The sequence below is a fragment of the Candidatus Nitrosotenuis chungbukensis genome, from assembly GCF_000685395.1.
Lineage (GTDB): Archaea > Thermoproteota > Nitrososphaeria > Nitrososphaerales > Nitrosopumilaceae > Nitrosotenuis > Nitrosotenuis chungbukensis.
This window is the reverse complement of the sequence record NZ_AVSQ01000012.1, coordinates 61353-85474: the sequence shown is the minus strand read 5'-3', so window position 1 is coordinate 85474 and position 24122 is coordinate 61353. Positions and strand designations below refer to the sequence as shown.

Here is a 24122-nt window from a genome sequence, read left to right as displayed (position 1 = left end):
TCAGTACTAGTAATCATGATTCATTTTATTAGAAAGATGATTTATTGTAGAACGATGAGAGAAGACAGAACTTGTGATTGCGGATCGTGTGGCCACGAATCAATACAGGAATGTTATAAAAAAGAATGTAAATGTTGCCTTACCGATCACCAAGGAGCATTTGCAAAAAACAGATAGTCGTTCAAAACGTCAAACCCTTATCTGATAATCGTCGATTAATGTTTAAGTTAGAATCAGATAGAATCATGCATGAAGAGAGTAGAGGCAATCATACAAGCAGATAAGCTCACCAGCGTCGTAGATTCGTTAAAGGCTGCAGGTGTCGGAGGAACTACAATTATCCAATCACGCGGAGTTGGATCTGGTCAAAGGCCAGTGATGCAAGGATCCAGAGGAACTGCCAAGTACGAAGCGGAATACAATACGCTAAACACCATAATAACAATAGTAGATGACTCCAAAGTCGGAGATGTTGTTTCAGCAATTATTGATGCGGCACATACTGGCAACAGGGGAGACGGAAAGATCTTCATAACTAACGTGGAAGAGGCATTTGACATCGCAACAAAAGAAAGCGGAAGAAACATCATCTAGGTTTATTTTTTTATCAAATCCAAACCAAACACGATATTATCAGGTGTGATATTTCTCTATAAGGTATTATACAAAAGCAGCCAACCCATCCTATGGGTAAGAAGTATGAACAGATTCTTGTGCCTTATGACGGTTCAAAATATTACAAAAAATCTCTTGAGGAAGCAATTGAAATTGCAAAAAAATTTGGCTCCAACATACACTTGCTTCATGTAATAGATGCTTTAACGGCAGTGCCTCCAGTTTACGACAGCCCAGATACTGTTATTGATATGAAAAAATTGGAACGGGTTTTAAAAAATGCGGTTTCTAAAAGCGACCTGATACTTCGTAATGAAATATTACTATGTAAGGAAAATGGGGTAGATGCAGATTACAAAATAATCACAGGTTCAGCAGCAGATGTGATACTCAGGTTTGCAAAAAAAATGGAGATAGATTTGATAGTGATGGGTAGCCAGGGACTTTCTGGAATTCGCAAAATATTGACACTTGGAAGTGTTAGTAGAAAGGTTTCTGAGCTGGCTCAATGCCCAGTGTTATTAGTAAGGTGAAAAAATGAGAATTTCATGGCGTGGTGTTTTTGAATCAAATTGACGATGAGATAGTCCACCTCATTGCAAAAGAGGGTAATGTGGTGGTAGTAGCAACCATAGATGCACTAGGAGTGCCAAATATTTCACCAAGATATGTCATGGCAGTACTTGGCGAAAAAATTGTGTTTGCTGATGCATATAGGAACAAAACATTTACGAATATTAGGCGATGGCCAAAAGTTACAGTTGCAGTTGTTGACAGAGTAAACAGGGGAGGATTTCAATTGAAGGGAGATGCAGAGGAAATAACAGATCCAGAATTAATTTCAGAATGCACAAAAAAACTAAAAGAGCTAAAATTTGATTCTGGGCCAGTCTCAGTTTGGGCGTTAATAGTAAAAGAAATTTATTCAATAAAACCAAGCGAATCCTCAAAACTTCCTTTGTTTTCAGTTTATAGCTGATTTGATCTCATTTGGGCCCATTTGTTTGAACATATTCTAAAATTTCAAAATCAAAGGCGCGTAATTTAATGAACTATAGATCAAGAAATTTCAAGTGGATTATCATTCATGATAATCGTAATTGGGATTAAATTCATCGTATGAGAAAAATAGTCATGACAAAACCTTGTTTAGACGACAATTGTTATAACATGACAAAACAGCTTGCAAAAAAACTTCAATTCTTATCACATGCAAAAGGCTACCTTGAAGACGCAAACAAGTGCGATAGTGAGGGTTCCGAAAGAGTTTGGAAAGCCATTATAACTGATGAGGAAAAACACGCAGAGATGCTGCGAAATCAGCTTGCTCTTGAGCTAAAGAAATAGCTCTTTTTATTTTTGGCCATAATTGATACAAATCGGTAATGAGATTATTTTACTGGTAGTGAGTCGTCTTTGGGATTTTTTGCCTCTTGCTCTTTTAAGAGGTTTTTTCTAACCAAAATTGGAACATTATAAAATGTTGCAAGTGCAATTGCGTCAGAAGATCTATAGTTACGCAGGATCACTTCCTTTTTGCCTGTAAAGTAGAGGTTTGCGCGAAATATACCACCGCTCTCATAGATTTTTACTCTAACCAAAAACAGTCCATTTTCTTCGCACATTTGCTCAAACATGCCATAAATCGTTGGAGGGATCTCACGCTTCCCTTCCATGAAACTTGCAATAAATCCCGCAATCTCTGCAGAAAATGCAGTTATGTGAAACTGTTTTCCGGTAGATGATTGCAGAATCACTATGCCAGTCATCGAATCCAACAGACCAAGCTGTTCTATTTTGACTTCCTCATAGTCTTCATCCGGCTTTTCATCAATTTTCATAATCATAAACAGAAGACATCAGGATAAAACGGCATTTTATGATTTTCAACACTGAAAACATCAATTATTTTACCAACAAGACTGGCATCTTTGCTTTGTTGATCACATAGTTTGCAACACTGCCAAGAAACATTTCTGCGATTGGATCCGGACCTCTTGATCCTATTATTATCAGATTAAACTTGTGATCTTGTGCAAATTTTACAATTGTACTTCCTATGTACCCATCATACTGAATTTTATCTACAAATCTGATACCGTGTTGCTTTGCGTGTTTTAGAGCTACTTTCATGATATTCTGTGCGTTTGTTACGTACTGCTTTCGTATTTCTTTGCTAAACATTACTGGAAAACGAATCACGTGGAAACCAGTGATGATTGCATCCTGATTCTTAAAAAGCAAAATTGCCGTATCCAGTGCTCTAAGTGAATTCTTTGAGCCATCCAGTGGGACAAGAATTTTGGTCTGTTTTTGCACAGTTTAGAGTTTATAAAAGATCATTAAATACAACTTGGCAAAAATCACTTTTGATAATTACTGAATATGTAAAATGCCATCACTTACTCAACATGTCATTGCAATTAAAAATTAACATTTTAGGCATTGAATCAGGAGGGAAGCCGGTAGTTTTTTTAAACAAGGCAGACGCTGACGAGATTGGCGTTACCGCTTCTGGCAGAGTGATATTAAAGGTAAAAAAGGGAATTACTGCCATAGTAAACGTAGCCACAAAATCCGTCAAAAAAGGCCATATCGGTATAACTGAAGAAGTGAGATTACTGCTTGGATCTGTCCCAAGCACAATTGATGTTGAAATTTCTGCATTTCCAAAATCATTACAGTTTATTCGAGCCAAGTTAGACGGGAAGAAACTTTTGCGTAATGAAATTTTTGAAATTGTCAGAGGGGTTGTTACTGGAAACCTAAATGAGAGTGAAATTGCATCATTTGTTACTGCGTTACATATTCATGGGATAGATCTTGACGAAGCCACAAGTCTCTCTCTGGCAATGGTAGAAACTGGAAAACAACTGAAACTTGGAAATAAGATTATCGTAGATAAGCACAGTATTGGAGGCGTGCCAGGAGACAAAACAACACTTTTGGTTGTGCCGATTGTTGCAGCTGCAGGTCTGGTGATTCCAAAAACTTCATCGAGGGCAATAACGTCTGCTGCTGGAACAGCTGACAGGGCGGAAGTTCTGATGCCAGTAAGCATGACGTATGACAAAATGAAGAAGATGGTTAGAAAGTGTAATGGTTGTGTGATATGGGGAGGCGCACTGGATCTAGCGCCAGCAGACGACATTTTTGTCAAAACAGAGTATCCTCTGTATATTGATCCATTGTTGCTGCCGTCCATAATGAGTAAAAAAAAGGCAGTTGGCGCAACCCACCTTGTAATCGACATACCTACGGGAAGAGGTTCCAAGGTAAAAACAATAAGCGAGGCAGACAGTCTTGCAAAGGATCTAATTGAGATTGGAAAGAGGTTGAACATACATACGCATTGTGTTGTTACATATGGAGAACAGCCTGTTGGATACACGGTTGGCCCTGCACTCGAAGCAAGAGAGGCACTAGAGGTCTTGATGAATGAATCCAATGTTCCAGATTTGATAGACAAGGCATGCAGTATTGCCGGTGCCATCTTTGAGATTACTGGAAAAAAGAACGGATATGCCTTGGCAAAGGACATCATAAGGACAGGAAAGGCGGAGGCAAAGCTCAGAGAAATAATTAGTGCGCAGGGAGGCAACTCTTCGATAAGACCTAGTGACATTTCAATTGGCAGTGAGACACTCAAAGTTAAGGCAAAAAACGAAGGACAGGTGTTATGGATTAGCAATAGCACAATTGTTGAAATAGCAAGAAGTGCTGGCGCACCAAAAGACAGGGGGGCAGGGATAATTTTTAATAAAAAAATTGGCGATCCCGTATCAAGGGATGATATTTTATTTACGGTTTATGCTGAAAAATCTCGCAAGCTGAGCAGGACACAAGATCTGTTAAAAGAGATGGATCCAATAGGAGTTGGAAAAAGAGCGGACATGGTGATTAGGATGATAAAAGATACGCCTACATTAAAGCGGAGCTTTGTCTTGGAAAGATAGAGTTTTTTGATCATAGGGATTTTGCCAATATGTCTGAGACATCGACTGCGTTGGTTGTTCCCGGAATGGTGTTTGCGCTGATTATTTTTAAGATGCCCGCATCTCTGATCTTTTTTTCTGCATCACCAACCAACAATGCATGTGTACATGCAGCATAGATGCGTCCACAATTTTGTTGTTTAAGATATTCCGTTGCTTTTACAATGCTTCCCCCAGTGCTTATCATGTCGTCAACTAAAATTATGTCTCTACCTTCAAAATTTCTTTTTTGAGATTGTTTGATTTCCAGTTTTCCAGTTTTCCTACTTCTCTGTTTGTTTATAGCAATAGATTCAGCATCTAGAATTTTTGCAAATTGTTTGGCTTGAGGCGCCCAAAAAAGATCAGGGGCAACTATGAGGGGGTCTTTAAGTTTCATTTTTTTGAAAAACAAGGCTAGTTTGGGTACGGCACTAACGTTTCTTACTGGTACATCAAAGTATTTGATTGCCAATTCACTATGTATATCTACAGTCACTATTTTGTCTGCACCTACAGCCTTGAGCATCTTTGCGATTACGGCACTCGTAATAATTTCCCCTGGAAGAAACTCTTTGTCTTGCCGCATATAGCACAGATACGGAATTACTGCAAAAACTTGTGACGATGTTTCTTTTGCTTTTGAGATCAGCGATAATACTTGAATGAAATTGGAATCGATTGGAGGATACGCGGATTGTACAACTATTGTCTTGCCTACCGGTTTACCATCAATAGTAACTTTACTTTCCCCATCTGGAAATATTCGTACATCAGTTCTGATGTATTTTGCATCTAATTTTCTTGCCAAGCTTTTTGCAAGAGATTGTGATGCAGGCCCTCCAATGACCGTAAAATTTGTCAATACCATGACTGCTTGACAAGATTTGAAAAGTTACTTGCTTATTTTCAGTAATGATAATCATAAGCCAGTTAAATTGGCTGTGCTTTCTTATGCCACTTATGTCTTTTTTTGATTTAATTTCTTTGCGGCATTCAGTACGTGCATTTAAGGAGCAGAAAATATCAGATGACGTAGTTGAAAAAATTCTTACCGCTGCAACAAGGGCATCTTCTGCTGGAAATCTACAATCATATCAGATTTTTGTCATAACCAAAAAAGAAGACAGAAGGAGACTAGCTGTTGCTGCACATGAACAAAATTTTATAGAAAACGCATCAGTGGTTTTTGTCTTTTGTGCGGATCCAGTTACTTCTGCAGGCGAATATGGGAAAAGAGGAGAAGAACTTTATTGCATCCAAGATGCCACAATCGCCTGCACGTACGCGCAGCTTGCTGCTCATTCTTTGGGATTGTCCTCCATCTGGGTTGGCTCTTTTATTGAGGAAGAAGTTGCTAGAATTCTAAATTTATCTTCGGGCTTAAGGGCAATCGCCATGCTAGTTGTTGGAATACCTGCTGAAAAGCCACAAATTACGCCAAGAAGACCCCTCAGCGAGATCATTCACACATTATGATTTGATTCAAGGTTTTGTTTTTAAAATATGGAAGTTACTAAGATAGGGAATCTGGAATACAGAATTGAAGTGGATTCTTCTATTGGGATGAGGGTTCCTGTTAGAATATTTGCAAATGAGGATCTGTTTGGGAAGATGATGTCAGACAGGACAATTGAGCAGGCAATCAACGTATCTACACTGCCCGGAGTCCAGAAAAATGTCATAGTGTTACCAGACGGTCATCAGGGATACGGCTTCCCAGTGGGCGGAGTAGCAATAATGGATGCAGTAAAGGGAGTGATCAGTCCTGGAAGCGTTGGGTATGATATCAACTGTGGGGTACGGTTGATCAGGACCAATCTAACTGAAAGCGATGTAAGGCCAAAGCTACAGGAACTGATAACTGATCTTTTCGAGTCAATTCCGGTTGGAATGAGTAAACGTGAGGGATGCATTCATTTGAGCAGATCAGAGCTTGATGAAGTTCTGGTACGAGGCATTGGATGGTTAATTGATCATGGCTATGCAACCAAAGAAGATGCCGAACTGTGTGAGGAGGGAGGATGCATAATTGGGGCAGATCCTAGCAAGGTCTCAGAAGAGGCGCACAGAAGGGGGGCACCGCAGCTTGGGAGCCTGGGATCTGGGAACCATTTTCTTGAAGTGCAAAAAGTGGACAAAATATTTGATAAAGAAGCTGCAGAAGTAATGGGAATAATAAACGAAGGGGACATAACAATTCTAATTCACTGTGGCTCACGAGGCCTTGGGCATCAAATATGCACAGATTATTTGAAGGTGTGTGAGCACAGCTATAAAAAATATGGAATAAAGTTGCCCGACAGGCAGCTTGCCTGCGTTCCCAATATTTCTGAAGAAGGTGAGTCTTACAAAAAGGCAATGAATTGTGCCTTTAATTACGCATGGAGTAACAGGCAGACAATTACTCATTGGACAAGAAAATCATTTGAGCGGGTCTTTAACCGGTCAGAGTCGGATCTTGACATGAAACTGGTATACGACATTGCTCATAACAGCGCCAAAGTAGAAAAACACGTTGTAGATGGAGAAGAAAAATCAGTGATTGTTCACAGAAAAGGAGCGACGCGAGCATTTCCAGCAGGCAGGGTTGAAATTCCTCAAAAATACAGAGAGATCGGCCAACCGACATTTATTCCAGGTTCCATGGGGTCTGCAAGTTGGATACTAGTAGGAAAGCCAAATTCTCTTGATCTTACCTTTGGTTCAACAGTGCATGGCGCAGGACGGCTTATGTCAAGAACTGCGGCTCACAAAAATTACAACTACAAACAGGTAATAGAGCAGTTGCAAAAAAAAGGAATTTTCATAAAATCAATGACAAGATATGATGTGGTAGAAGAAACCCCCGAAGTTTACAAAGATGTTGACACTGTTGCGACGATTTCACATGATCTAGGGATTGCAACCAAAGTAGCAAGACTAGTTCCATTAGGCGTCATAAAAGGATGAATTTATGCGATTTCTATTTGTTCTGACAATAATTTCTTGCAAAACTCGTCCATTTTTTCAAGATTGCTGCTAACTATTTCGTTTATCTGATTTGTCTGTGACGTAGTGATTTCTGAATTATTTTTTGTGATGGGCTGAACGACAACGGCCTTTGGATCATTTACGGGCATTCCAATTACATTATACATCCAAACAAAGACCTCATCAAACCCCAGAACGTTTTTGTGTACTTCGTCTGCAATTTTGAATGACATTGCATTGTAGATTTTTCCAATGTGACTTACAGGGTTTTTCCCAGCGATTGCTTCTGCCCCAGCAGGTCTACTTGGGGAAATAACACGATTTGCTTTGTTTCCCCTCCCAACCTCGCCAGAATCTGCATTGTCAGCTGATGTTCCAAGAACGGTCAGATACACTCCATCAATTCCTTTTCTTTCATCATCAAGACAGTTAATTGCAGCGTGAACTTTGAGTGGGGTTTTCTTCTTTCCAAATTCAGTTATTGCATCAAGCATTTGGCGTTTTTTCTTAAAATAATCGTTTTGTGAATCCACAAATGAATCGACAAAGGCGATTGCAACTGTAAGATCAAGACAGTCTCCGTTTCTGAATCCCATTACCTTTACATCTTCACCGGAGGCGGGGAATTCTGCTTTAAATTTTTTTGAGTTTATGTATTGTTCCATGCCAAGAACTACGGATTCTGTTTCTGTATATGGCGCGTATCCCACCAGTACTGAAGTGTCGTTGGACGCAAATGATTTTGGGCTTTTGAAAATAGAGCGCAGTTGTCCTGATGATTTGCCTAATTCCAGCTGGTATTCAATATGCTCGTCTTTTACATAACGAAGATTCTTCTCAAACCAAGACTTTGCGGTAGTGATTGCAAAATCTCCAATTGGTAATTGACGGCCATCAATACTAGTTGTTGCTCGATCACCCATGACAAGCTTCATTGGTTTTAGGATTTTTCCACCACCAAACTTGTTTTCAGTTTGGCCTGCAACAAGCATTGTTTTGTCCATGTTGTGGTGCTGTATTATGCCTGTTTCTTTTAGGTATAATTTTGATAATTCAATTGAAACTTTGTTCATCACCAGATCACAAATTGTATCTGGATGTCCCAACCCCTTTCTTTCTACAAACTCAAATCTTTTTTTAAAAGTCGGAGTCGCACGTACAGTTTCAACAAAAATTTTATCAGACATTTAAAAAATAAATTATTTTGTCATAGATTAGCCCAGAACATAATTTTCAAAGTTGATAATTGCTTTCCGAATTAATATCATACAAAAAACAAAATATTCCAATGCAAAAAGAAGCCATCCTTTATGAAAGACTCCCAAATCACAAGGTGAGATGTTTGGCGTGTGCGAGATATTGCGAAATTGGTGAGGGTCAGATAGGTTTGTGTGGGATTAGGGGTAATAAGGATGGAAAACTTGTCTTATATGTGCATGGCAAGGTTGCTGCGGCGCACATAGATCCAATTGAGAAAAAGCCAGTAACTCATTACAGACCTGGAACAAATATTTTCTCAATAGGAACGACTGGTTGCAATTGGCTTTGTAAATACTGTATTAACTTTGATCTCAGTCAACGAAGAAAGATAGAAGGTGTTGATCATACGCCTGAAGACCTTGTCAACATGGCGCTAAATTACGGATGTCATGGTATGGCCTACACCTATAATGAGCCAAGCATTTTCATCGAATTTGCAAGAGACTGTGGAATATTGGCAAAGGAAAGAGGACTCTTCAACATTTTTGTTTCAAATGGATATTCTACCCCGGAAGCAATTGGAATGATGAAAGAGTTTCTTGACTGCATAACTATTGATTTTAAGGGAAGCGGTGAACAAAATTTTGTGAGAAAATACGTAGGAATTCCAAGTTCTCAGCCAGTGTTTGATACGGTAATGCAACTGCAGAGTTTGACTGACATACACGTAGAGATTACCGATTTAGTTGTGCCGGGAGTCGGAGACGATTTGGAGCATGCAAAAAAACTTTGTAAGTTTGTGTATGATACCTGTGGTCCCGAAATGCCAATCCATTTTTTGCAGTTTCATCCATCATACAAGATGATGGAATTTGAGCCAACGCCGATTAAAACGCTTGAGAATCATTATGATGTGGCAAGAAAGGAGGGTCTCAAATACGTATACGTTGGAAATGTCCCAGGTCACAAATACGAACACACCTATTGTTCTGAATGTAACAAAGTTGTTATCAGAAGATACAACTTTGAAATTCTAAAATGGGATCTAGATGACGACAACAAATGCAAGTTTTGTGGAAATAAGATTCCAATTATTGGAAAATTAGATAAAAATTACAAAGAAAGGAAATTTGAATTCGTTTTCTAAATAACGGTTTTTTATTAGAAGAAGTTTTCTTTCACCGTATTGTTGTCATGCTCGTAATCTAGGCAACAAATTACCTTGTGATGTATGGCATAGGCGTATTTATTGAAAATGAAAAACGGTTATTGTTAGCCTATCCTTCCGATGCGGATTTACCGCCATCAATGTTTAGGACAGTTCCGGTTATCCACTTGGCCTCATCTGACGCCAAAAATATTGTTGCACTTGACACGTCACTTGGCTCACCAATTCTGTTGAGCGGCTGTCTTTCCTCCAAAACTTTTCTTGCCTGAGGATCTTCAAGGTATGGTTTTATCATTCCAGCATTAATTATTCCAAGATTTAGGCAGTTGCATCTGATGTTTCTTCTTGCATATTCAACTGCAATTGATTTTGTAAACATGCTAAGTGCCGCCTTTGTCGCAGAATAAACTGCAAGGTGAACCTTTGGAATTGCACGCTCGCTTGATATCGATCCAATGTTTATGATACAACCTTCTTTGGCATCAAGCATTTTTGTAATTACTGCTTTTGTTATTTTGAATGTGCCCAAAATATTTGTGTTAACCAAGTCCACAACATCTGAGTCTTTCATTTCATGAAAGTGAATTGCATCGTTAATTTTTGCAGCGTTATTTACAAGAATATCGATTTTGCCGTACTTGTCTACAATTTGTTCCACTACACTTAACACTTGAGATTCATCAGTGATATCACAAGATATTGAAACTGCTGAGTTTTGGTTTTTTATTGTGGAATGTGCTTTTTCAAGGGATTTGATGTTTCTGCCAAGCATTATTACTGTAGCACCCTCATCCACGAATCTTTTGGACATGTCTGTCCCAATATCGCTTGATGCTCCAGTTATTATCGCAACCTTGTTTTGTAGTCGCATATTTGACCTACCACGGAATGTCTTAAATTAATTGTGTTTTTACAGTCAATCTTGATTTTTCCGATGCAGTTATTTTACTACGGTAACAGGTACGGGAGACTTGTGTAGGACATAGTTTGACGTGCTACCAAGAAAGATTTCTTTTATCGTTCCCCTTCCTCGCGAGCCTATAACAATCAAGTCAACTTTGTTGGCCTTGTTTTTGACATATTTGACTATATTATATCCTGCATTTCCAAAATTGATTACTTGAGAAAATTCAATACTGTTTTGTTTGACAAGATTCTTTGCTTTTTCTAGAATCTTTCTTGCGTATTTTTCCTCTTCTATTTGAAATTGAATTGGCGCAGCCATTTGAGCTTCGGTTATTGGAATAATTACAATTGAGTAGAGGCAAATTATTTTTGCATTACATCGTTTTGCAAGAAAAACTGCAAGGTCCAGTGCCCTAAGAGAATTTTCCGAACCATCCAACGGGACTAGAATATTGTCAACATTATGCAATATTGGGACTCAGCTGTTGGACTAGATAAATAAATACAGAATTATCACATTTGGGTTTCAGTTATAATGATTACCGTTAAATCCATAATGTAGTGGTTGGTCATAGTGTTATGGAAAAGAAAACAACATACGATAGCAAAAGCTGGGAAGATATTGAGGCATGTACTGCTACACTAGTCAAGAAGATCTTAGATAAAGGAATTTCATTTAACAGCATTTCAACTGTAAGTAGAGGAGGTTTGGTGCCCGCACGCCTAGTAGCAGACAGATTAGGGATAAAACAAATTTTAGTGGATGAGGAGACGATATCTGTGGACTCCTTGTTTGTAGACGATATTTACGACACTGGTGAAACATTTAGAAGAGTTATTGAAAAGGCAGACAATCAAGACAGCCTAGTTTATGCAACCCTTTTTGCAAGGAGAAAAGAACATTATCCAAAACAGTTAGTTTACGCAGAATTGACAAACGGTGATGAGTACATTATTTATCCATGGGATAGATTCGAGCATGACGCATCATTAAAATCCCAAATATGAAAAAATTATGATTATTTTCTTTCGAGCATTATAAATCATCATTCTTTTGGCTTCATTCGTAAAAGAATTTGTTCCGTAATTTTACTCATCTCATCATCTGAGCCTATACTGCATAATCTGACAATATCAGATGTAGTTACCATTCCAACAAGCCGGTTGTCCTTGACCGCTGGAACTCTATGAATCCTGCGCGTTTTCATCAACTGTGCAAGATCCCACACAGTGTCATCGGGGTTGATTACAATGAGTGGGGACGACATTGCAACTTTGACATTTGTTGATAGAGGCTTTTCTTTGGCAATTATTCTTCTTACCAGATCACGCTCAGTTATTATGCCAACAGCAATGCCATTTTCAAGCACGACTATTGCACCAATTGATGCATCGTCCATCATCTTTGCAGCATCATTAACTGTCATAGATGAGTCAATTGATATGACATTTTTTTTCATTATGTCACGAACTAATGATGCACACATAACAAAACAAATTGCACTGTTGTTTAAAAGGTTAAAACATGATTATCAGAGATAATACCGTATTTATTGAGAATCAAGGCTGAATTTTACATTAAATATTAAATATCGTAATTATTTTTTGCATCTATATGGTAATACTAGAAAAACTCGAAGGGTTTGAGGCAAAAAAGGCAAAAGAATCACTTGATCTATTGCTGGAAACACGACAAAATGAATTCAAGACGTTAGCTAATGGGATGGGGATCCCTACAACTGCAAAAGATTGGGAGCACATAATTTTACAATTTTGTTTGGAGTTTAACGTATGTTTTCGTATGCTGACAATAGTTGACGGACCAAATGATGCAACTGATGACAGCCACAATAAGATACACCAGTGCATGACATTACTAAGACAGATTGCAAGGGGGAAAACAAGTATGATTGAAATAACACATTTGCAAAATTTGGCATATACTATTGCAGAGGAATTTAAGACAGTTTACAAGCGATTGCACTAATCACGGATAAACCGCAACCTGGGATTCTACAAGATTGTGATACGCCCAGAGATACAACTCTCTTTTTGTATGAGCCCATCTTATATGCGAGGCATATTCAGATTTATCTTTGATCGATTTTGGATATGCCCCAAGAGGGCATTTCTCAAAGTGATCCACGATGTATCGAATAATGGCCTCTCTGTGCGTAGAAAGATGTATGAACCATTGTTTTTTATCAGCATAAATTGATTTTGGATGCTCACAAAACATACACAATGCTCTATTATGCATGCTCATGTTGATTTTTTACCATTGCGTATTTGCAGCTTTTAGAGATATATTATTTGCATCCAATTTCAAGGGAGAATTGGCAATTTTATTCGGGTTTAATGAGTAGAGGATCTGTGCTGTAAATTTGATGACGTTTATCGTTTTGTAATTTGCATGCTTTAGGATTCTTTGTTTATGAAGCCTAGTGAGTTTATCTATAACTCTGATTGTGACTTTTTGTTTTGTTGTTTTATCAGATATGATTTTTATTTTTCCCTTTATCTGATAACCGGTTAACTTTTTTTTCTCAAATACAGTCACACTGCACCATGGATTCTTTTGAAAGTTTCTAAACGTTTTGTGTTTGAAAAGTTCTAGCCAATAAATTGAGCCATCTGGATCCAAGTAAAAGCTAGTTCTTGGAGAGACATTTGGCAGTCCCAACCTATCTGCGGAGCCAACAATGATTATTTGTTGTCTTTGAATCATCTGTTTTACTTTAATTGGAATTGCTACCACAAAATCATACAGCCTTTATTTTTAATAAAGCAAGATATGATTATCAAGTTTGAGTTATCATTTCACAATCAAGACAGAGCATAAAGCATGATTTGCAATTTTTGATGAGACACTACCAAGGAAAAACTGCAATACTGCTCCAAGCCCCTTACTTCCAACAACTAGAAGGTCTATTTTTGCCTCTTTTGAGAACTTGATTATCTCGTTTGCCACATTCCCTTCCTTTGTGATTATTTTTGGCTCAAAACCTTCTTCGTTTGCTATTTTTTTGGCTTTCTCAAGGGTGGATTTTGCATATCTTCTTAGAATTTGGGCGTATTCATTTCCAGCAAAAACATCGGATTTTCGTGTCCTATCAACCACATGAATTAACGTTAGTTCAGAATTGTATTTTTTTGCCAGACTACATGCCTTTCTGATTGCATTTTCGGAATATTTTGATCCGTCACAGCAGACAAGAATTTTTGAAAAATCACCTTTCATCTAGTTTGAATGTCAGAATAGGGCATTTAACAGTAATGAAGATTTCGAAAATTGGAAAAGACGAGAATGCTACAACATAACATACCGCAGTACCTTACATTGGGTTATCACACCCAGCATTCCCGTCTATATGCACAAAATCACTCTTGTGCAAGATAACATACACATTAATCGTAGTTAAAGGTAGAATACGATTTTCAAAGATGAGAATTTTCAATTATTAGATGTGATAATCTTAGCAAGAGGTTTAAATTAAAATAAGAAAAACTCTATATCATGATTCAAAATAAAATTAAAAAAATTCTTGTTCCGATGGACGGATCTAAGACATCATTTGCTGCATTAGATAGTGCAATTGAGATAGCTCGTGCTTGCCATGCTACCATTTTAGGAGTTCACGCGATCTCATTTCTCCCCACTGGCTTTATGCCATCTGTTGTGCCGTATGAAATTTATCAGAAAAAAGAAGCTGGAAAATTCATGGAAAATGCAAAAATTCGTGCAGCAAAAAAAGGAATTGTGTTCAAGTACACGATAACTTTTGGAAGTCCGGTAGAACACATCATAAATATTTCAAAATCCAAAAAATTTGATTTGATAGTAATTGGTGCACATGGAAAAGGACGAGTAAAGGAATTATTTCTAGGAAGTGTATCAAGCGCAGTTCTTCACAAGTCGCGCATCCCTGTGATGATAGTTAAATAGGCATAAACCATGTTGTACGAAAGAATACTTGTTCCGTTCGATGGTTCAAAATTTGCAAAAAAAGCGCTAGATGAGGCAATAAAAATAGCTCAAAATACAGACAGTGTGCTCTATTTGTGTACGGTAATAACTGTCAGTAGTGTGATCCCTCCAGGATCGCTGATGGGACTTGTCAAGAATAAAACTGCAAAAGAGATACACGCTAAATTGCTCAAATCAGCAAAGGCGGAGGTAGAGCGAACATTGAACTATCAAGCTTCGATCTATTGTAAATCAAAAGGAGTGAAAGCCTACTACAAAATAATAGTTAATGGAAATATAGCCGAAGAAATACTCAAGACCGCCAAGCAGAAATTGATAGATCTAATAGTAATTGGAAGTCAGGGGCTGCACGGAATAAGCAAGATTAAAACCTTGGGCAGTGTCAGTAGAAGGGTTTCAGAGTTAGCAGACTGTGCTGTTTTGATTGTAAGATAATCATGGATTTATTTTGATTTGTATTTTTCTAATATACTATTGACTATTTGATCAGGTATCTGATCAAACTTCCTATAAAATTGACCGACTGAAGAAAAATCTATTGGTGCTTCCAATGCAATTATTTGAATTCCAAATTGTTTGATAATTTCTTGAGTAACAAACGGGATTACTGGAATTGCCAAGATTATTTCTTTGACTTGTTTTTGCAACAGCCATTGCAGTATGGCGCAGACGGTGGCCCCTGTTGCTATTCCATCATCTACTAAAATTATAGTGTTATCATCAAAATTATAATTGGTGTTTCCACGATATGCTTCGATTTGTCTTGTGACCTCTGTTTTCTTTTTATTTATTTCAGCCTCAAATCGAGGATCATTCGCATATCTCTCCCATTCATGTCCATAATACAGAACACCGTCATAGGTTATTGCACCTACAGCATATTCAGGATAGTCGGGGGGAGTAATTTTTTTGGAAATTATGACATCTAATGGAAGATTTAGTCTTCTGGCAATTTCGTCACCTACGATTACACCTCCTCGAGGTATGGCAAGAACGAGGCAGTTTTTACCCTTAATAATTGAAGATAGTTTTTCCGCAAGAAGTTTTCCCGCATGTAGTCTATCGTGTATCATTTTAGATTAGCAGTTGTGAGATAGTCTTCCTGGAATGTCAAGCTTCTTCTGCTAACGCAAATACAATATCAGATTTTGTAACGATTCCCACCAGTTTGGATTGTTTCACTACAGGAATTCCACTTATGCCGTACCTATACATAACAAGGGCAGCCATGGAAACATCGTCAGAGTCCTCTATTGTTACTGGATTCTTGGTCATGATATCCTCTGCTTTGAATGTCAAGACATAACTTAGTTGATTTATGTTGAATTGATTTGGATGTGGGTTGTACCACATATCCCTTAGCTCATTTGGATCCGTATATGTCCCAAGTCTATTTGGTATTCTTGCTGGAATAAAATCCCTATAGGTAATAATTCCTATAGGTTTTTGATTTTGTACAACTACGACTCTTGAAATTTTGTTGTTTATCAACATGCTTTCAACTAAGAATAAAGAATCTTTTTGCGAAACAGTAACAACTTTTGTTGTCATAATTTTCGATATCTTAAGTGGAGTGGATTCTTGATTTAGAAAATTAAAAACTAGATCAGTCTTTGTTAAAATCCCATCAAGATTGCCATCATCATGCAATACGATTACTGAGCTTATGTTATTGTCTTTCATTATTTTTGCACATCGATACACAGAGTCTTTTTTTGTTACAGTGATCAGGTTTTTTGACATTAAATCCCCTACTCGAATTGAACCGATTGGCTTGCTATCTAGCGGATATAGTGCTTTGAGCATATCTTTCTCAGTTATAATTCCAATGGGCTTTCTTGTCCTGTCTATAACCACCAGTCTTCCAATTCTGTACTTTTGGATTACCTCGATTGCATCAAGTATGCCGGTTTGCGGTGTGATGGTTATAGCTTTTTTTATCAGGGTACTGCGTAAACCAGGATTCTTTATGAGCACATTACGGTATTAATTTTTGAGGATTAAATACAGCAGACAAGAATATCATGCTTGAGAATCATTATCTGTTATTTTACAACAAGAACCGGGATCGATGATTTGTGAGCCACGTAATGTGATACACTTCCAAGAAAGAGCTCTTTGACATTACTGTTTCCCCGTGATCCTAACACTATCATGTCTATTTTGTTTCCTTTTGCATAGGATATGATTTTGTATCCCTCGTTTCCATTTACAATTTTTCCATAAAATAAGATTCCATTTCGTGCAGATCTTATTTTTGCTTCTTCTAGAACTTTATGCCCATTTTCCAAAAACATCTTTGCTAAACTAGATGACGGTTTTCTGTAATTAACCGAAAACAGAGGAATTACATATATGCCAAAAAGCGTTGCCTGACACTCTCTAGCAAGATAAATTGCTTCATCCAATGCTCCAGAGGATCCTTTTGAACCGTCAAGCGCAACTAGGATTCTTTTGATTTTAGAGTTTACCAAGATCAAGATTAGTTATTTTGTCCAAGATTAAAAACACGCATTGATTATCTAAATTGATTTTCAGCGTTGATAATTCGCATATTACTCATATATCAAATATTTATTATTCAATCAATGGCACAGACACCTCAAATAATTCTTGTAAAGGACATAATGACAAGGGCCATAATTTCAGTAGATTCCTCAGTTACAGTAAATGAAGCTGCAAAGACGATGGAAAAGGCCGGTGTTGGTGCTGTTCTAATAATGGAAAAAAATACTCCCCTTGGAATCATGACAGATAGAGATTTCGCAATAAAGATTGCTGCTCACGCATACCCAATACAGACAAAAGTGAGGCAGGTGATGTCATCTCCACTTATCCACATAGGCCCAGATGACGAAGCTTGGGTCGCTGCAGACCTGATGTATTCCAGAAAAGTGCGCAAGCTTCCGGTAATAGATGGAGATCAATTATTGGGAATTGTCACTGCAACTGACATTGTCAAGCTGTTTACTGTCTGTAATAAAGAAGATATGAGAAAGATGTACTACAGGGCACTTTCCAAAATATTTGATGATGACAGCGAAGAAGCAGTGGCAAATTATTAATCATTTGATAAAATAACTCAACAAATAACCAACTGCATAGGCAACAGTTGCGGCAATTCCTCCAACCATTAGGGTAGTCAGACCAGAACGGAAGAGTGATCTTTTAACAATTTTTCCTTTGATTATTCCAATTAGGAAAAATGCACCGCATGTAAAAACAACAGAATACAAAAAGCTATCAGAAACAGAAACTGATAAGCCGGTAGTATAAAGAAAAATAAACGGGATTAGTGGAATTAGTCCAATCATATTAAATCCAAAAAAGGTACTTAGTGCGGTATCAGTTGGCTTTCTACCATCTTCGATTAGACCAAGTTCTTCTTTCATCATCGTGTCTATCCAAACTTTTTTTCTTGCAGTGATGACTCTGACAATTTCATCCAAAAGATCACTTGTGAATCCTTTTTTCGCATAAATGTCACGTATTTCCTGTTTTTCAGATTCGGCCATGTTATCAATTTCCCATTCTTCCCTTTTCCTTTCTTTCTGAATGAATTCTATTCTAGCTTTTGACGCCTGATAATTTCCAATTGCCATTGAAAATCCATCTGCAAATAGATTGGCAAACCCAAGAATAAGTATAACCATTGGCGATAATGACGCACCAATCGCTCCTGCAACTATAGCAAAAGTTGTTACAGAGCCATCTATGGAACCGTAAACAAAATCCTCCAAGTGCCACTTCATCATTTCAAGTTGAAGTTGGAAGATTAAAAATGGTTTGAAAAAATCAGGTTTGAAAATAAAAAAGCGAGATTTCGTTATTATTGGCTACCATGCATCATTGGATCCATCACACCAGTCATGTTTTTCATCATTTTCATCATCTGTTTCATGTGTTCTGGATTGTCCATCATCATTTGATGCATTTGCTTGGTGTGTTCTGGATTGTCCATCATCATTTGATGCATTTGCTTGGTGTGTTCTGGATTGTCCATCATCATTTGATGCATTTGTTGCATTACTTGTGGATTTGACATCATTGTATTCATCAAATCAGTCATAACCTGTGGATCTTGCATCCACTGATTCATCATTTGTTGCCTTTGTGATGGATTTTGCATCATTTGTTGCATATTTTGCGCCATCATGTTAGGAGTGATGAAGTACTGATTTATCGCAGAACCGATGCCCAGGCCTGCAATGAATACGCCGATTGCAATACCAACCCAAACATATTGATTTACCATGCGTGCGATCACAATTTGCAGTATATACAAGACGAGACGATTTTCAGAATTGAAAACAAAATAAGATTCTCAGAGATGGGATTTGTCTAAATTTAATAAATACACTTTATCGTATTTTATTTCATGTCAGACATAAAAATTAGATTTTTGGAATGAGTAAGGCCTTTGAAAAAAATCATAATAATAAAAGCAAATGGGGAAAAGGCAACATTCGATGTCAGAAAAGTAGAATCTACATGTATTAGGGCAGGCGCAAACCCAAGATCAGCTAAAAAAATAGCTAGGCAAGTCCATCACCAAATACATCACGGAATGACCACAAAGCAGATCTACAGCATGGTACTCAATCTTCTCTTGCAAACGGAAAGCCCAGCCATCAAGCAAAGATACCGCCTAAAAGAATCAATAATGATGATGGGTCCTGCAGGATTTTCATTTGAGACTTTCGTTGGGCAGATTCTTGAAAAATATGGGTATACTGTAAGATCAATAAGTTCGGAGGTTCAGGGCAGATGCATCACACATGAGGTGGATCTTACAGTGGAATCGGATCGAGATAAAAGAAAATGGCTCGTTGAGTGTAAATATCATAATTTACCCGGAAAATACACAGGGCTAAAAGAATCATTGTACACGCATGCACGATTTTTGGACCTTGCCGACAAATTTGACAATGAAATGCTTGTCTGCAATACCAAAGTATCGTCTGACGTGATAAAATATGCAAATTGTGTAGGCCAAAAAATATTGTCATGGAGATATCCCCAAGATGCTGGATTGGAAAGGATGATTGAGGACAAAAAGCTGTACCCCATTACGATATTAAGCCCAACTGGAAGAGAATTGGAATCGTTTTTTCAAAATAAAATAATGATTGCAAAAGATCTGCTAGATATCGACATTGGAGAATTTGCACACAAGACAAAGATTCCAATAAGGAGGATTTTATCTTTACAAAAACTGGTAAATCAGATCATAACCTAGTTTTTCAGAAAATCCAATACTTTTATGATGTTGTTTTTTACAGTGTAAGCCGATTTGGATAAAGATTCTTTTTCGTTTTGCGTAATTTCAATTTGGTGGGTTTTATCCACACCATTTTTGCTGATCGTAAGAGGAATTCCGATACAAACATCATACAATCCATACTGCCCATCGAGTAAAACGGATGCAGGAACATCTAGTGTTTCATCTTTGATTATACTCTTGATTATGTCAAACGTATTCTTTGCAATACCAAAAGCTGAGTGCCCTTTATAGTCTCGTAGATATTTCCAATAGTTTCTAACAGCCAGAGTAATTTTCAATATTTGCGCATCGTCTAAAAAATTAGTTACAGGTTTTCCATTGTATTTTGCTTGTGAAAATATTGGAACCATCGTATCGTCATGTTCACCCATTACCATTGCATTTTGAATTTCAGATTGGTTTGCTCCAAATTCTTGCGCTAGGAGATACCTAAATCTGCCAGAGTCAAGACTCGAGGCAACGCCGATTACGTTTTTTGGTGAAAATGAGGTCTCTTTTTGTACTACATAAGTGAGGACGTCCACAGGGTTTGTAATCATTAGAATTTTTGAGTCTGGTGCATATTTTACAATATTTGAGGCTATTTTCTGAATCATTTTTGCCTGATCATACATTATCTCACTTCTGCTTTGTAGGTGTATACCACTACTTGCAGTAATTACAATCACTTTGGAATCTTTTATTTTGGAATAATCACTGGTTCCAGTAATTGATATTGATGAAGATGCGGGAATTGCATTTGTAATATCGAATGCTTCACCAATTGCCTTTTTTTCATCTCGATTAATCAGAACAATGTCATCTAGTGAAAAAGATCCGCAAAGGAAAGCAGCCGCAGAACCCACTTTTCCAGCACCAATTATTGAAATCATATATTCCCTATGAATATTCCAGCTACTTGTTATTTGCTTCTAGCCTATCAATTGGAATTACGTGGACTACTTGAATTGTTCCAAGAAACTTTTTTCCATCAGATATATCATAATAGTTAAACATGGCGTCATTTTTACTGCGAATGATTATTTTGTCCTCTTCTTCTGGCAATAGTAACTTTGTTTTAATGTCAACGCCGTCCACATACAACTGATGCGGAATTGTGTCTTTGTTTTTTACCGTAATGATGTAGGAAAAGTCGCCAGTCCTCATGATCAGGTCTGGGTTTGTACCAGCGTTTCCAACTGTTCCTACCACCACCGTTTCTCCACCTACATTTCGAAATTCTAGTGTCTGCCTTACTTCCTCCGGCCAAAAGATGTTAAACGGTCTTACGTACCCCATGCTCGCATAGCCAAAAATTGCCGCAAGTGCAACAAAGCCCCCAACCAGCCCAAAAATTAGAAATTTCTTATCACCATTCATAGACAAAATTTTGCTTTATTCTATATGTATAGAGAATACAATTTTCATAATTGAAACCATGTTATTAAAAACTGGAAGAGAGTGTCAAGGATTAGTTGGGGGAAACAGAATCAGGCCACTCCTTCCAATTTAGCCATATTATCATATTATCAGTATTTAACGAAAATTATGATTATCAGTCCTGAAAATTAGGCATGAATCCAGTTATCATCTTTGAATCTCATTAAAGAGATAAAATAATTATCAAACAGCAAAAAACCATGGCAGAGCTTAAGCGGCATCTTGGCCTTTTTCAGACCACGATGTATGGGGTAGGTCTCATACTTGGCGCTGGAATTTATGCACTCATTGGAGACGCAGCTGGAATGGCTGGAAACTCGTTATGGATTTCGTTCGTTTTGGCTGCACTGGCTGCAGTGTTTACAGGGTTAAGCTATGCGGAGCTTTCCTCAATGTATCCAAAAGCTGCTGCGGAATATTCTTTTGTAAAAAACGCATTTAAAAATAATTTTGTGGCATTTATCGTTGGCTGGCTCACGTTATTTGTTGCAATAATTTCAGCATCAACTATTGCATTGGGTTTTGGTGGATATTTTGCAGACTTGTTTGGCGCACCAGTTTTGATTTCAGCAATATTGATAATTATCGTGTTATCATTTGTTAATTTTTTTGGAATAAGAGAATCATCTTCGATGAACGTGATTTTTACCATAATAGAAGCGGCAGGCCTTACACTTGTCATCTGGATTGGATTTGCGTTATTTGGTAATGCGCAGATTGATTATTTTGATACACCTCATGGTTTAGACGGCATATTTTCTGCATTCACATTAGTGTTTTTTGCATATATTGGATTTGAAAATATTGCAAATATTGCAGAAGAGATACGTAATCCAAAAAAGGTGCTCCCAAGGGCAATCATTCTTTCAATATCAATTACTGCGATAGTCTATGTTTTGGTTTCAGTATCTACAATTCGTGTTCTTAGTTGGCAAGAGTTAGATTCTTCTATTGCTCCGCTTGCAGACGTCGTAAAAAAAGCGCTAGGTCCACAGGCACAAATTATTCTTTCATTTATTGCGTTATTTGCGACTACAAACACTGTCCTCATCATGCTAGTATCAGGATCAAGAATTCTTTACGGCATATCGAAAGATAGTGCACTTCCTGCAATTTTTGGTGTTGTACACAGACAACGAAATACGCCATGGCTTGCAGTAATAGTCATCGGGTTTTTGTCAATAGTATTTGTGTTTGCAGGGGACATCATAACAATTGCAAATATCTCAGTATTTACAATAATCATGGTTTTCATTTTAGTGAATTCATCGCTGATTTGGCTGCGCTACAAAGAGCCAGGTTATGAAAGACCATTCAAATCACCGTTAAACGTAAAAAAATTTCCAGTTCTTGCAGCGCTTGGAATCGTCACGCCAATTTTAGGATTAATTCAGCTAAATCTATATGTCATATCGATGGGAATTGGCGTTATTGTGTCAGGTATGCTGTTTTACTTTTTGTATAACCGTTTATCAAAAAAATCTAATTTGAAAAACTAGTTTAGCTCAATTGTTTTGATTATTTTGCCGGCTGTTTTGTCAATATCGACATTTGGTTCGGCCGAAATCAGCATCACAAACGAATCAATTGGAAAGCTCATCATAACTGCTTTTTCCCTCCGCGATGCAGAATATTTGACTTCACCAAGACAATAATCAAAATCTTTTCTCATTGAAACCCTCAAAACGAGCTCCATGTACATTTTTTGTCGTTCTGCTTCGTCTTCTGGAGAGTCTATACAAGACTTGAATCCGCCTGCCACAAGTCGTCCCATGGAATTGATCAGTCCCACGAAGCGAATTTCATTTTCTTTGAGCAGTGTATCGCATTTTTGCTCAAGGGCTGACTGTTCTAGTGCGTATTTTGCTTTCATTGAATCAATTTTTGTAAATTTACTAATAAAAGACGCGTAGAAATTATCAGTGATTTACCACGTTACAAGAAAACGAATGATCGGATCGTAACATTGGTTATCACTTCTCATGCAATCATACTTACTGGTGACAATCAGGTAATCTTTGCTACAATGAAAAAAGAATTCGGTTTAATTAAAAATCAATAAAACAATATTCAAAATTATTAAAGAAATTGTTTCCAGTGACAGATGGTAAAAGCGTCACTAGATTTCTTGATTTTCAAAAGGCTTTTAAAAAGTAAGTAAAAACCCGCTTGGAAAGGCATACGATAATATTAAATTAGAACATTTTCTGGAGCAATCCCTATGAGTAAACAGATTAATCCGCTTGTAGCATGTAATGAAGTCCTAGCAATAGACGATTCAATACGATTTGTTGGGAGGATCAAAGATAGAAAGCTGATCGCATTTGCAAGACACCAAGGCAAGAAACCGCTTCTTGATGCGGAACTAGGAAATTTGGCGCATTATTATGCATCAGTCAAGGCAAACATGGAGGAAATGTTCGACGGACCGCTAGGCAAGACAAATTGGATGATAACTGCCAAAGAATACGTAAAATTGGTAACGCTTTTCCTAGATGACGGACTACTTATTTTCTCATTAGATGTGGAGGCAAATCATGATGAGATTATTAAAAAAATTCAAAGCTTGAATATTCAACTTTGAAAATTTGTCCA

Annotated in this window: 33 protein-coding genes; 16 read left to right on the top strand and 17 right to left on the bottom strand. The window is 37.5% G+C overall.

Annotated features, from left to right (window positions below; translation table 11 throughout):
• Window positions 1–249 precede the first annotated feature (249 nt).
• From NKMY2_RS03290 to NKMY2_RS10710, 4 genes are all read left to right on the top strand, one after another.
• Window positions 250–594, top strand: a complete 345-nt coding sequence (locus tag NKMY2_RS03290; protein WP_042684489.1) for a P-II family nitrogen regulator — start codon at window positions 250–252, stop codon at window positions 592–594.
• Window positions 595–686: 92 nt separating this feature from the next.
• Window positions 687–1148 carry a universal stress protein gene (locus NKMY2_RS03285; protein WP_042684487.1) on the top strand — a complete coding sequence of 154 codons (462 nt, stop codon included), beginning with the start codon at window positions 687–689 and terminating at the stop codon, window positions 1146–1148.
• Window positions 1149–1177: 29 nt separating this feature from the next.
• Complete coding sequence (locus NKMY2_RS03280) at window positions 1178–1594, top strand: pyridoxamine 5'-phosphate oxidase family protein (protein ID WP_042684486.1); 417 nt, start codon at window positions 1178–1180, stop codon at window positions 1592–1594.
• Between the two features lie 155 nt (window positions 1595–1749).
• Window positions 1750–1962, top strand: a complete 213-nt coding sequence (locus NKMY2_RS10710; protein WP_157832433.1) for a hypothetical protein — start codon at window positions 1750–1752, stop codon at window positions 1960–1962.
• 44 nt (window positions 1963–2006) lie between these two features.
• On the opposite strand, the gene NKMY2_RS03275 is transcribed toward NKMY2_RS10710, so the two are convergent.
• Both NKMY2_RS03275 and NKMY2_RS03270 read right to left on the bottom strand, forming a co-directional pair.
• A complete protein-coding gene (locus NKMY2_RS03275) occupies window positions 2007–2456 on the bottom strand; it encodes a bifunctional nuclease family protein (RefSeq protein ID WP_042684483.1) in 450 nt (149 codons plus the stop codon).
• 64 nt (window positions 2457–2520) lie between these two features.
• Entirely contained in the window at window positions 2521–2934 is a 414-nt protein-coding gene (locus tag NKMY2_RS03270; protein WP_042684480.1) for a universal stress protein, read from the bottom strand.
• 98 nt (window positions 2935–3032) lie between these two features.
• Here NKMY2_RS03270 and NKMY2_RS03265 point away from each other — a divergent pair, with 98 nt between their 5' ends.
• Window positions 3033–4571 carry an AMP phosphorylase gene (locus tag NKMY2_RS03265; RefSeq protein ID WP_042684766.1) on the top strand — a complete coding sequence of 513 codons (1539 nt, stop codon included), beginning with the start codon at window positions 3033–3035 and terminating at the stop codon, window positions 4569–4571.
• A gap of 10 nt (window positions 4572–4581) precedes the next feature.
• On the opposite strand, the gene NKMY2_RS03260 is transcribed toward NKMY2_RS03265, so the two are convergent.
• A complete protein-coding gene (locus NKMY2_RS03260) occupies window positions 4582–5460 on the bottom strand; it encodes a ribose-phosphate diphosphokinase (RefSeq protein WP_320408949.1) in 879 nt (292 codons plus the stop codon).
• A 116-nt stretch (window positions 5461–5576) separates the two neighbouring features.
• Between NKMY2_RS03260 and NKMY2_RS03255 the strand changes: the two genes are divergently transcribed.
• Window positions 5577–6068 carry a nitroreductase family protein gene (locus NKMY2_RS03255; protein WP_157832432.1) on the top strand — a complete coding sequence of 164 codons (492 nt, stop codon included), beginning with the start codon at window positions 5577–5579 and terminating at the stop codon, window positions 6066–6068.
• Between the two features lie 27 nt (window positions 6069–6095).
• Window positions 6096–7541: an RtcB family protein gene (locus NKMY2_RS03250; RefSeq protein ID WP_042684477.1), complete on the top strand. Its 1446-nt coding sequence runs from the start codon at window positions 6096–6098 to the stop codon at window positions 7539–7541.
• A 2-nt stretch (window positions 7542–7543) separates the two neighbouring features.
• Here NKMY2_RS03250 and NKMY2_RS03245 read toward each other — a convergent pair whose 3' ends face one another.
• Window positions 7544–8749, bottom strand: coding sequence for a methionine adenosyltransferase (locus NKMY2_RS03245; protein WP_042684475.1), 1206 nt, complete (start codon window positions 8747–8749; stop codon window positions 7544–7546).
• Window positions 8750–8850: 101 nt separating this feature from the next.
• Between NKMY2_RS03245 and amrS the strand changes: the two genes are divergently transcribed.
• Window positions 8851–9909 carry an AmmeMemoRadiSam system radical SAM enzyme gene (amrS, locus tag NKMY2_RS03240; RefSeq protein ID WP_042684758.1) on the top strand — a complete coding sequence of 353 codons (1059 nt, stop codon included), beginning with the start codon at window positions 8851–8853 and terminating at the stop codon, window positions 9907–9909.
• A gap of 130 nt (window positions 9910–10039) precedes the next feature.
• Here amrS and NKMY2_RS03235 read toward each other — a convergent pair whose 3' ends face one another.
• Together NKMY2_RS03235 and NKMY2_RS03230 are read right to left on the bottom strand one after the other, a co-directional pair.
• A complete protein-coding gene (locus NKMY2_RS03235; RefSeq protein ID WP_042684473.1) occupies window positions 10040–10801 on the bottom strand; it encodes an SDR family NAD(P)-dependent oxidoreductase in 762 nt (253 codons plus the stop codon).
• 69 nt (window positions 10802–10870) lie between these two features.
• Complete coding sequence (locus NKMY2_RS03230) at window positions 10871–11305, bottom strand: universal stress protein (RefSeq protein ID WP_076613376.1); 435 nt, start codon at window positions 11303–11305, stop codon at window positions 10871–10873.
• Window positions 11306–11415: 110 nt separating this feature from the next.
• Between NKMY2_RS03230 and NKMY2_RS03225 the strand changes: the two genes are divergently transcribed.
• A complete protein-coding gene (locus tag NKMY2_RS03225) occupies window positions 11416–11844 on the top strand; it encodes a phosphoribosyltransferase (RefSeq protein ID WP_042684471.1) in 429 nt (142 codons plus the stop codon).
• 38 nt (window positions 11845–11882) lie between these two features.
• On the opposite strand, the gene NKMY2_RS03220 is transcribed toward NKMY2_RS03225, so the two are convergent.
• Window positions 11883–12323, bottom strand: coding sequence for a CBS domain-containing protein (locus NKMY2_RS03220; protein WP_042684468.1), 441 nt, complete (start codon window positions 12321–12323; stop codon window positions 11883–11885).
• A gap of 128 nt (window positions 12324–12451) precedes the next feature.
• Between NKMY2_RS03220 and NKMY2_RS03215 the strand changes: the two genes are divergently transcribed.
• Window positions 12452–12823 (top strand): hypothetical protein, encoded by a 372-nt coding sequence (locus NKMY2_RS03215; protein WP_042684466.1) that lies wholly within the window; start codon window positions 12452–12454, stop codon window positions 12821–12823.
• Window positions 12824–13111: 288 nt separating this feature from the next.
• Here the strand turns inward: NKMY2_RS03215 and NKMY2_RS03205 are convergent, their stop codons facing one another.
• Window positions 13112–13594, bottom strand: coding sequence for a pyridoxamine 5'-phosphate oxidase family protein (locus tag NKMY2_RS03205; RefSeq protein ID WP_042684462.1), 483 nt, complete (start codon window positions 13592–13594; stop codon window positions 13112–13114).
• A 57-nt stretch (window positions 13595–13651) separates the two neighbouring features.
• Window positions 13652–14077: a universal stress protein gene (locus NKMY2_RS03200; protein WP_042684460.1), complete on the bottom strand. Its 426-nt coding sequence runs from the start codon at window positions 14075–14077 to the stop codon at window positions 13652–13654.
• Window positions 14078–14353: 276 nt separating this feature from the next.
• Between NKMY2_RS03200 and NKMY2_RS03195 the strand changes: the two genes are divergently transcribed.
• Together NKMY2_RS03195 and NKMY2_RS03190 are read left to right on the top strand one after the other, a co-directional pair.
• Complete coding sequence (locus NKMY2_RS03195; RefSeq protein WP_042684458.1) at window positions 14354–14782, top strand: universal stress protein; 429 nt, start codon at window positions 14354–14356, stop codon at window positions 14780–14782.
• 9 nt (window positions 14783–14791) lie between these two features.
• On the top strand, window positions 14792–15259 hold the full coding sequence (locus tag NKMY2_RS03190; protein WP_042684456.1) for a universal stress protein: 468 nt from the start codon (window positions 14792–14794) through the stop codon (window positions 15257–15259).
• Window positions 15260–15267: 8 nt separating this feature from the next.
• Here the strand turns inward: NKMY2_RS03190 and NKMY2_RS03185 are convergent, their stop codons facing one another.
• From NKMY2_RS03185 to NKMY2_RS03175, 3 genes are all read right to left on the bottom strand, one after another.
• Window positions 15268–15897: a phosphoribosyltransferase gene (locus NKMY2_RS03185; RefSeq protein ID WP_042684452.1), complete on the bottom strand. Its 630-nt coding sequence runs from the start codon at window positions 15895–15897 to the stop codon at window positions 15268–15270.
• A gap of 37 nt (window positions 15898–15934) precedes the next feature.
• A complete protein-coding gene (locus tag NKMY2_RS03180; RefSeq protein WP_042684450.1) occupies window positions 15935–16801 on the bottom strand; it encodes a CBS domain-containing protein in 867 nt (288 codons plus the stop codon).
• Window positions 16802–16869: 68 nt separating this feature from the next.
• A complete protein-coding gene (locus NKMY2_RS03175) occupies window positions 16870–17298 on the bottom strand; it encodes a universal stress protein (RefSeq protein ID WP_042684752.1) in 429 nt (142 codons plus the stop codon).
• Window positions 17299–17412: 114 nt separating this feature from the next.
• Between NKMY2_RS03175 and NKMY2_RS03170 the strand changes: the two genes are divergently transcribed.
• On the top strand, window positions 17413–17889 hold the full coding sequence (locus NKMY2_RS03170; RefSeq protein ID WP_042684447.1) for a CBS domain-containing protein: 477 nt from the start codon (window positions 17413–17415) through the stop codon (window positions 17887–17889).
• On the opposite strand, the gene NKMY2_RS03165 is transcribed toward NKMY2_RS03170, so the two are convergent.
• Both NKMY2_RS03165 and NKMY2_RS03160 read right to left on the bottom strand, forming a co-directional pair.
• Window positions 17890–18579: a VIT1/CCC1 transporter family protein gene (locus NKMY2_RS03165; RefSeq protein WP_238549757.1), complete on the bottom strand. Its 690-nt coding sequence runs from the start codon at window positions 18577–18579 to the stop codon at window positions 17890–17892.
• A gap of 74 nt (window positions 18580–18653) precedes the next feature.
• A complete protein-coding gene (locus NKMY2_RS03160; RefSeq protein WP_076613380.1) occupies window positions 18654–19079 on the bottom strand; it encodes a hypothetical protein in 426 nt (141 codons plus the stop codon).
• Window positions 19080–19244: 165 nt separating this feature from the next.
• Between NKMY2_RS03160 and NKMY2_RS03155 the strand changes: the two genes are divergently transcribed.
• Entirely contained in the window at window positions 19245–20063 is an 819-nt protein-coding gene (locus tag NKMY2_RS03155) for an ATP cone domain-containing protein (RefSeq protein ID WP_052347481.1), read from the top strand.
• On the opposite strand, the gene NKMY2_RS03150 is transcribed toward NKMY2_RS03155, so the two are convergent.
• Window positions 20060–20980 (bottom strand): malate dehydrogenase, encoded by a 921-nt coding sequence (locus NKMY2_RS03150; protein ID WP_042684442.1) that lies wholly within the window; start codon window positions 20978–20980, stop codon window positions 20060–20062. The genes NKMY2_RS03155 and NKMY2_RS03150 overlap by 4 nt on opposite strands.
• 22 nt (window positions 20981–21002) lie before the next feature.
• Entirely contained in the window at window positions 21003–21467 is a 465-nt protein-coding gene (locus NKMY2_RS03145; protein WP_042684440.1) for a hypothetical protein, read from the bottom strand.
• 260 nt (window positions 21468–21727) lie between these two features.
• On the opposite strand from NKMY2_RS03145, the gene NKMY2_RS03140 reads away from it, so the two are divergent.
• Window positions 21728–23026 carry an APC family permease gene (locus NKMY2_RS03140; RefSeq protein ID WP_042684438.1) on the top strand — a complete coding sequence of 433 codons (1299 nt, stop codon included), beginning with the start codon at window positions 21728–21730 and terminating at the stop codon, window positions 23024–23026.
• Here NKMY2_RS03140 and NKMY2_RS03135 read toward each other — a convergent pair.
• Window positions 23023–23400, bottom strand: coding sequence for a DUF6659 family protein (locus NKMY2_RS03135; protein WP_042684436.1), 378 nt, complete (start codon window positions 23398–23400; stop codon window positions 23023–23025). The genes NKMY2_RS03140 and NKMY2_RS03135 overlap by 4 nt on opposite strands.
• Before the next feature lie 348 nt (window positions 23401–23748).
• Here NKMY2_RS03135 and NKMY2_RS03130 point away from each other — a divergent pair, with 348 nt between their 5' ends.
• Window positions 23749–24111, top strand: a complete 363-nt coding sequence (locus NKMY2_RS03130; protein ID WP_042684433.1) for a hypothetical protein — start codon at window positions 23749–23751, stop codon at window positions 24109–24111.
• The last annotated feature ends 11 nt before the right edge of the window (window positions 24112–24122 follow it).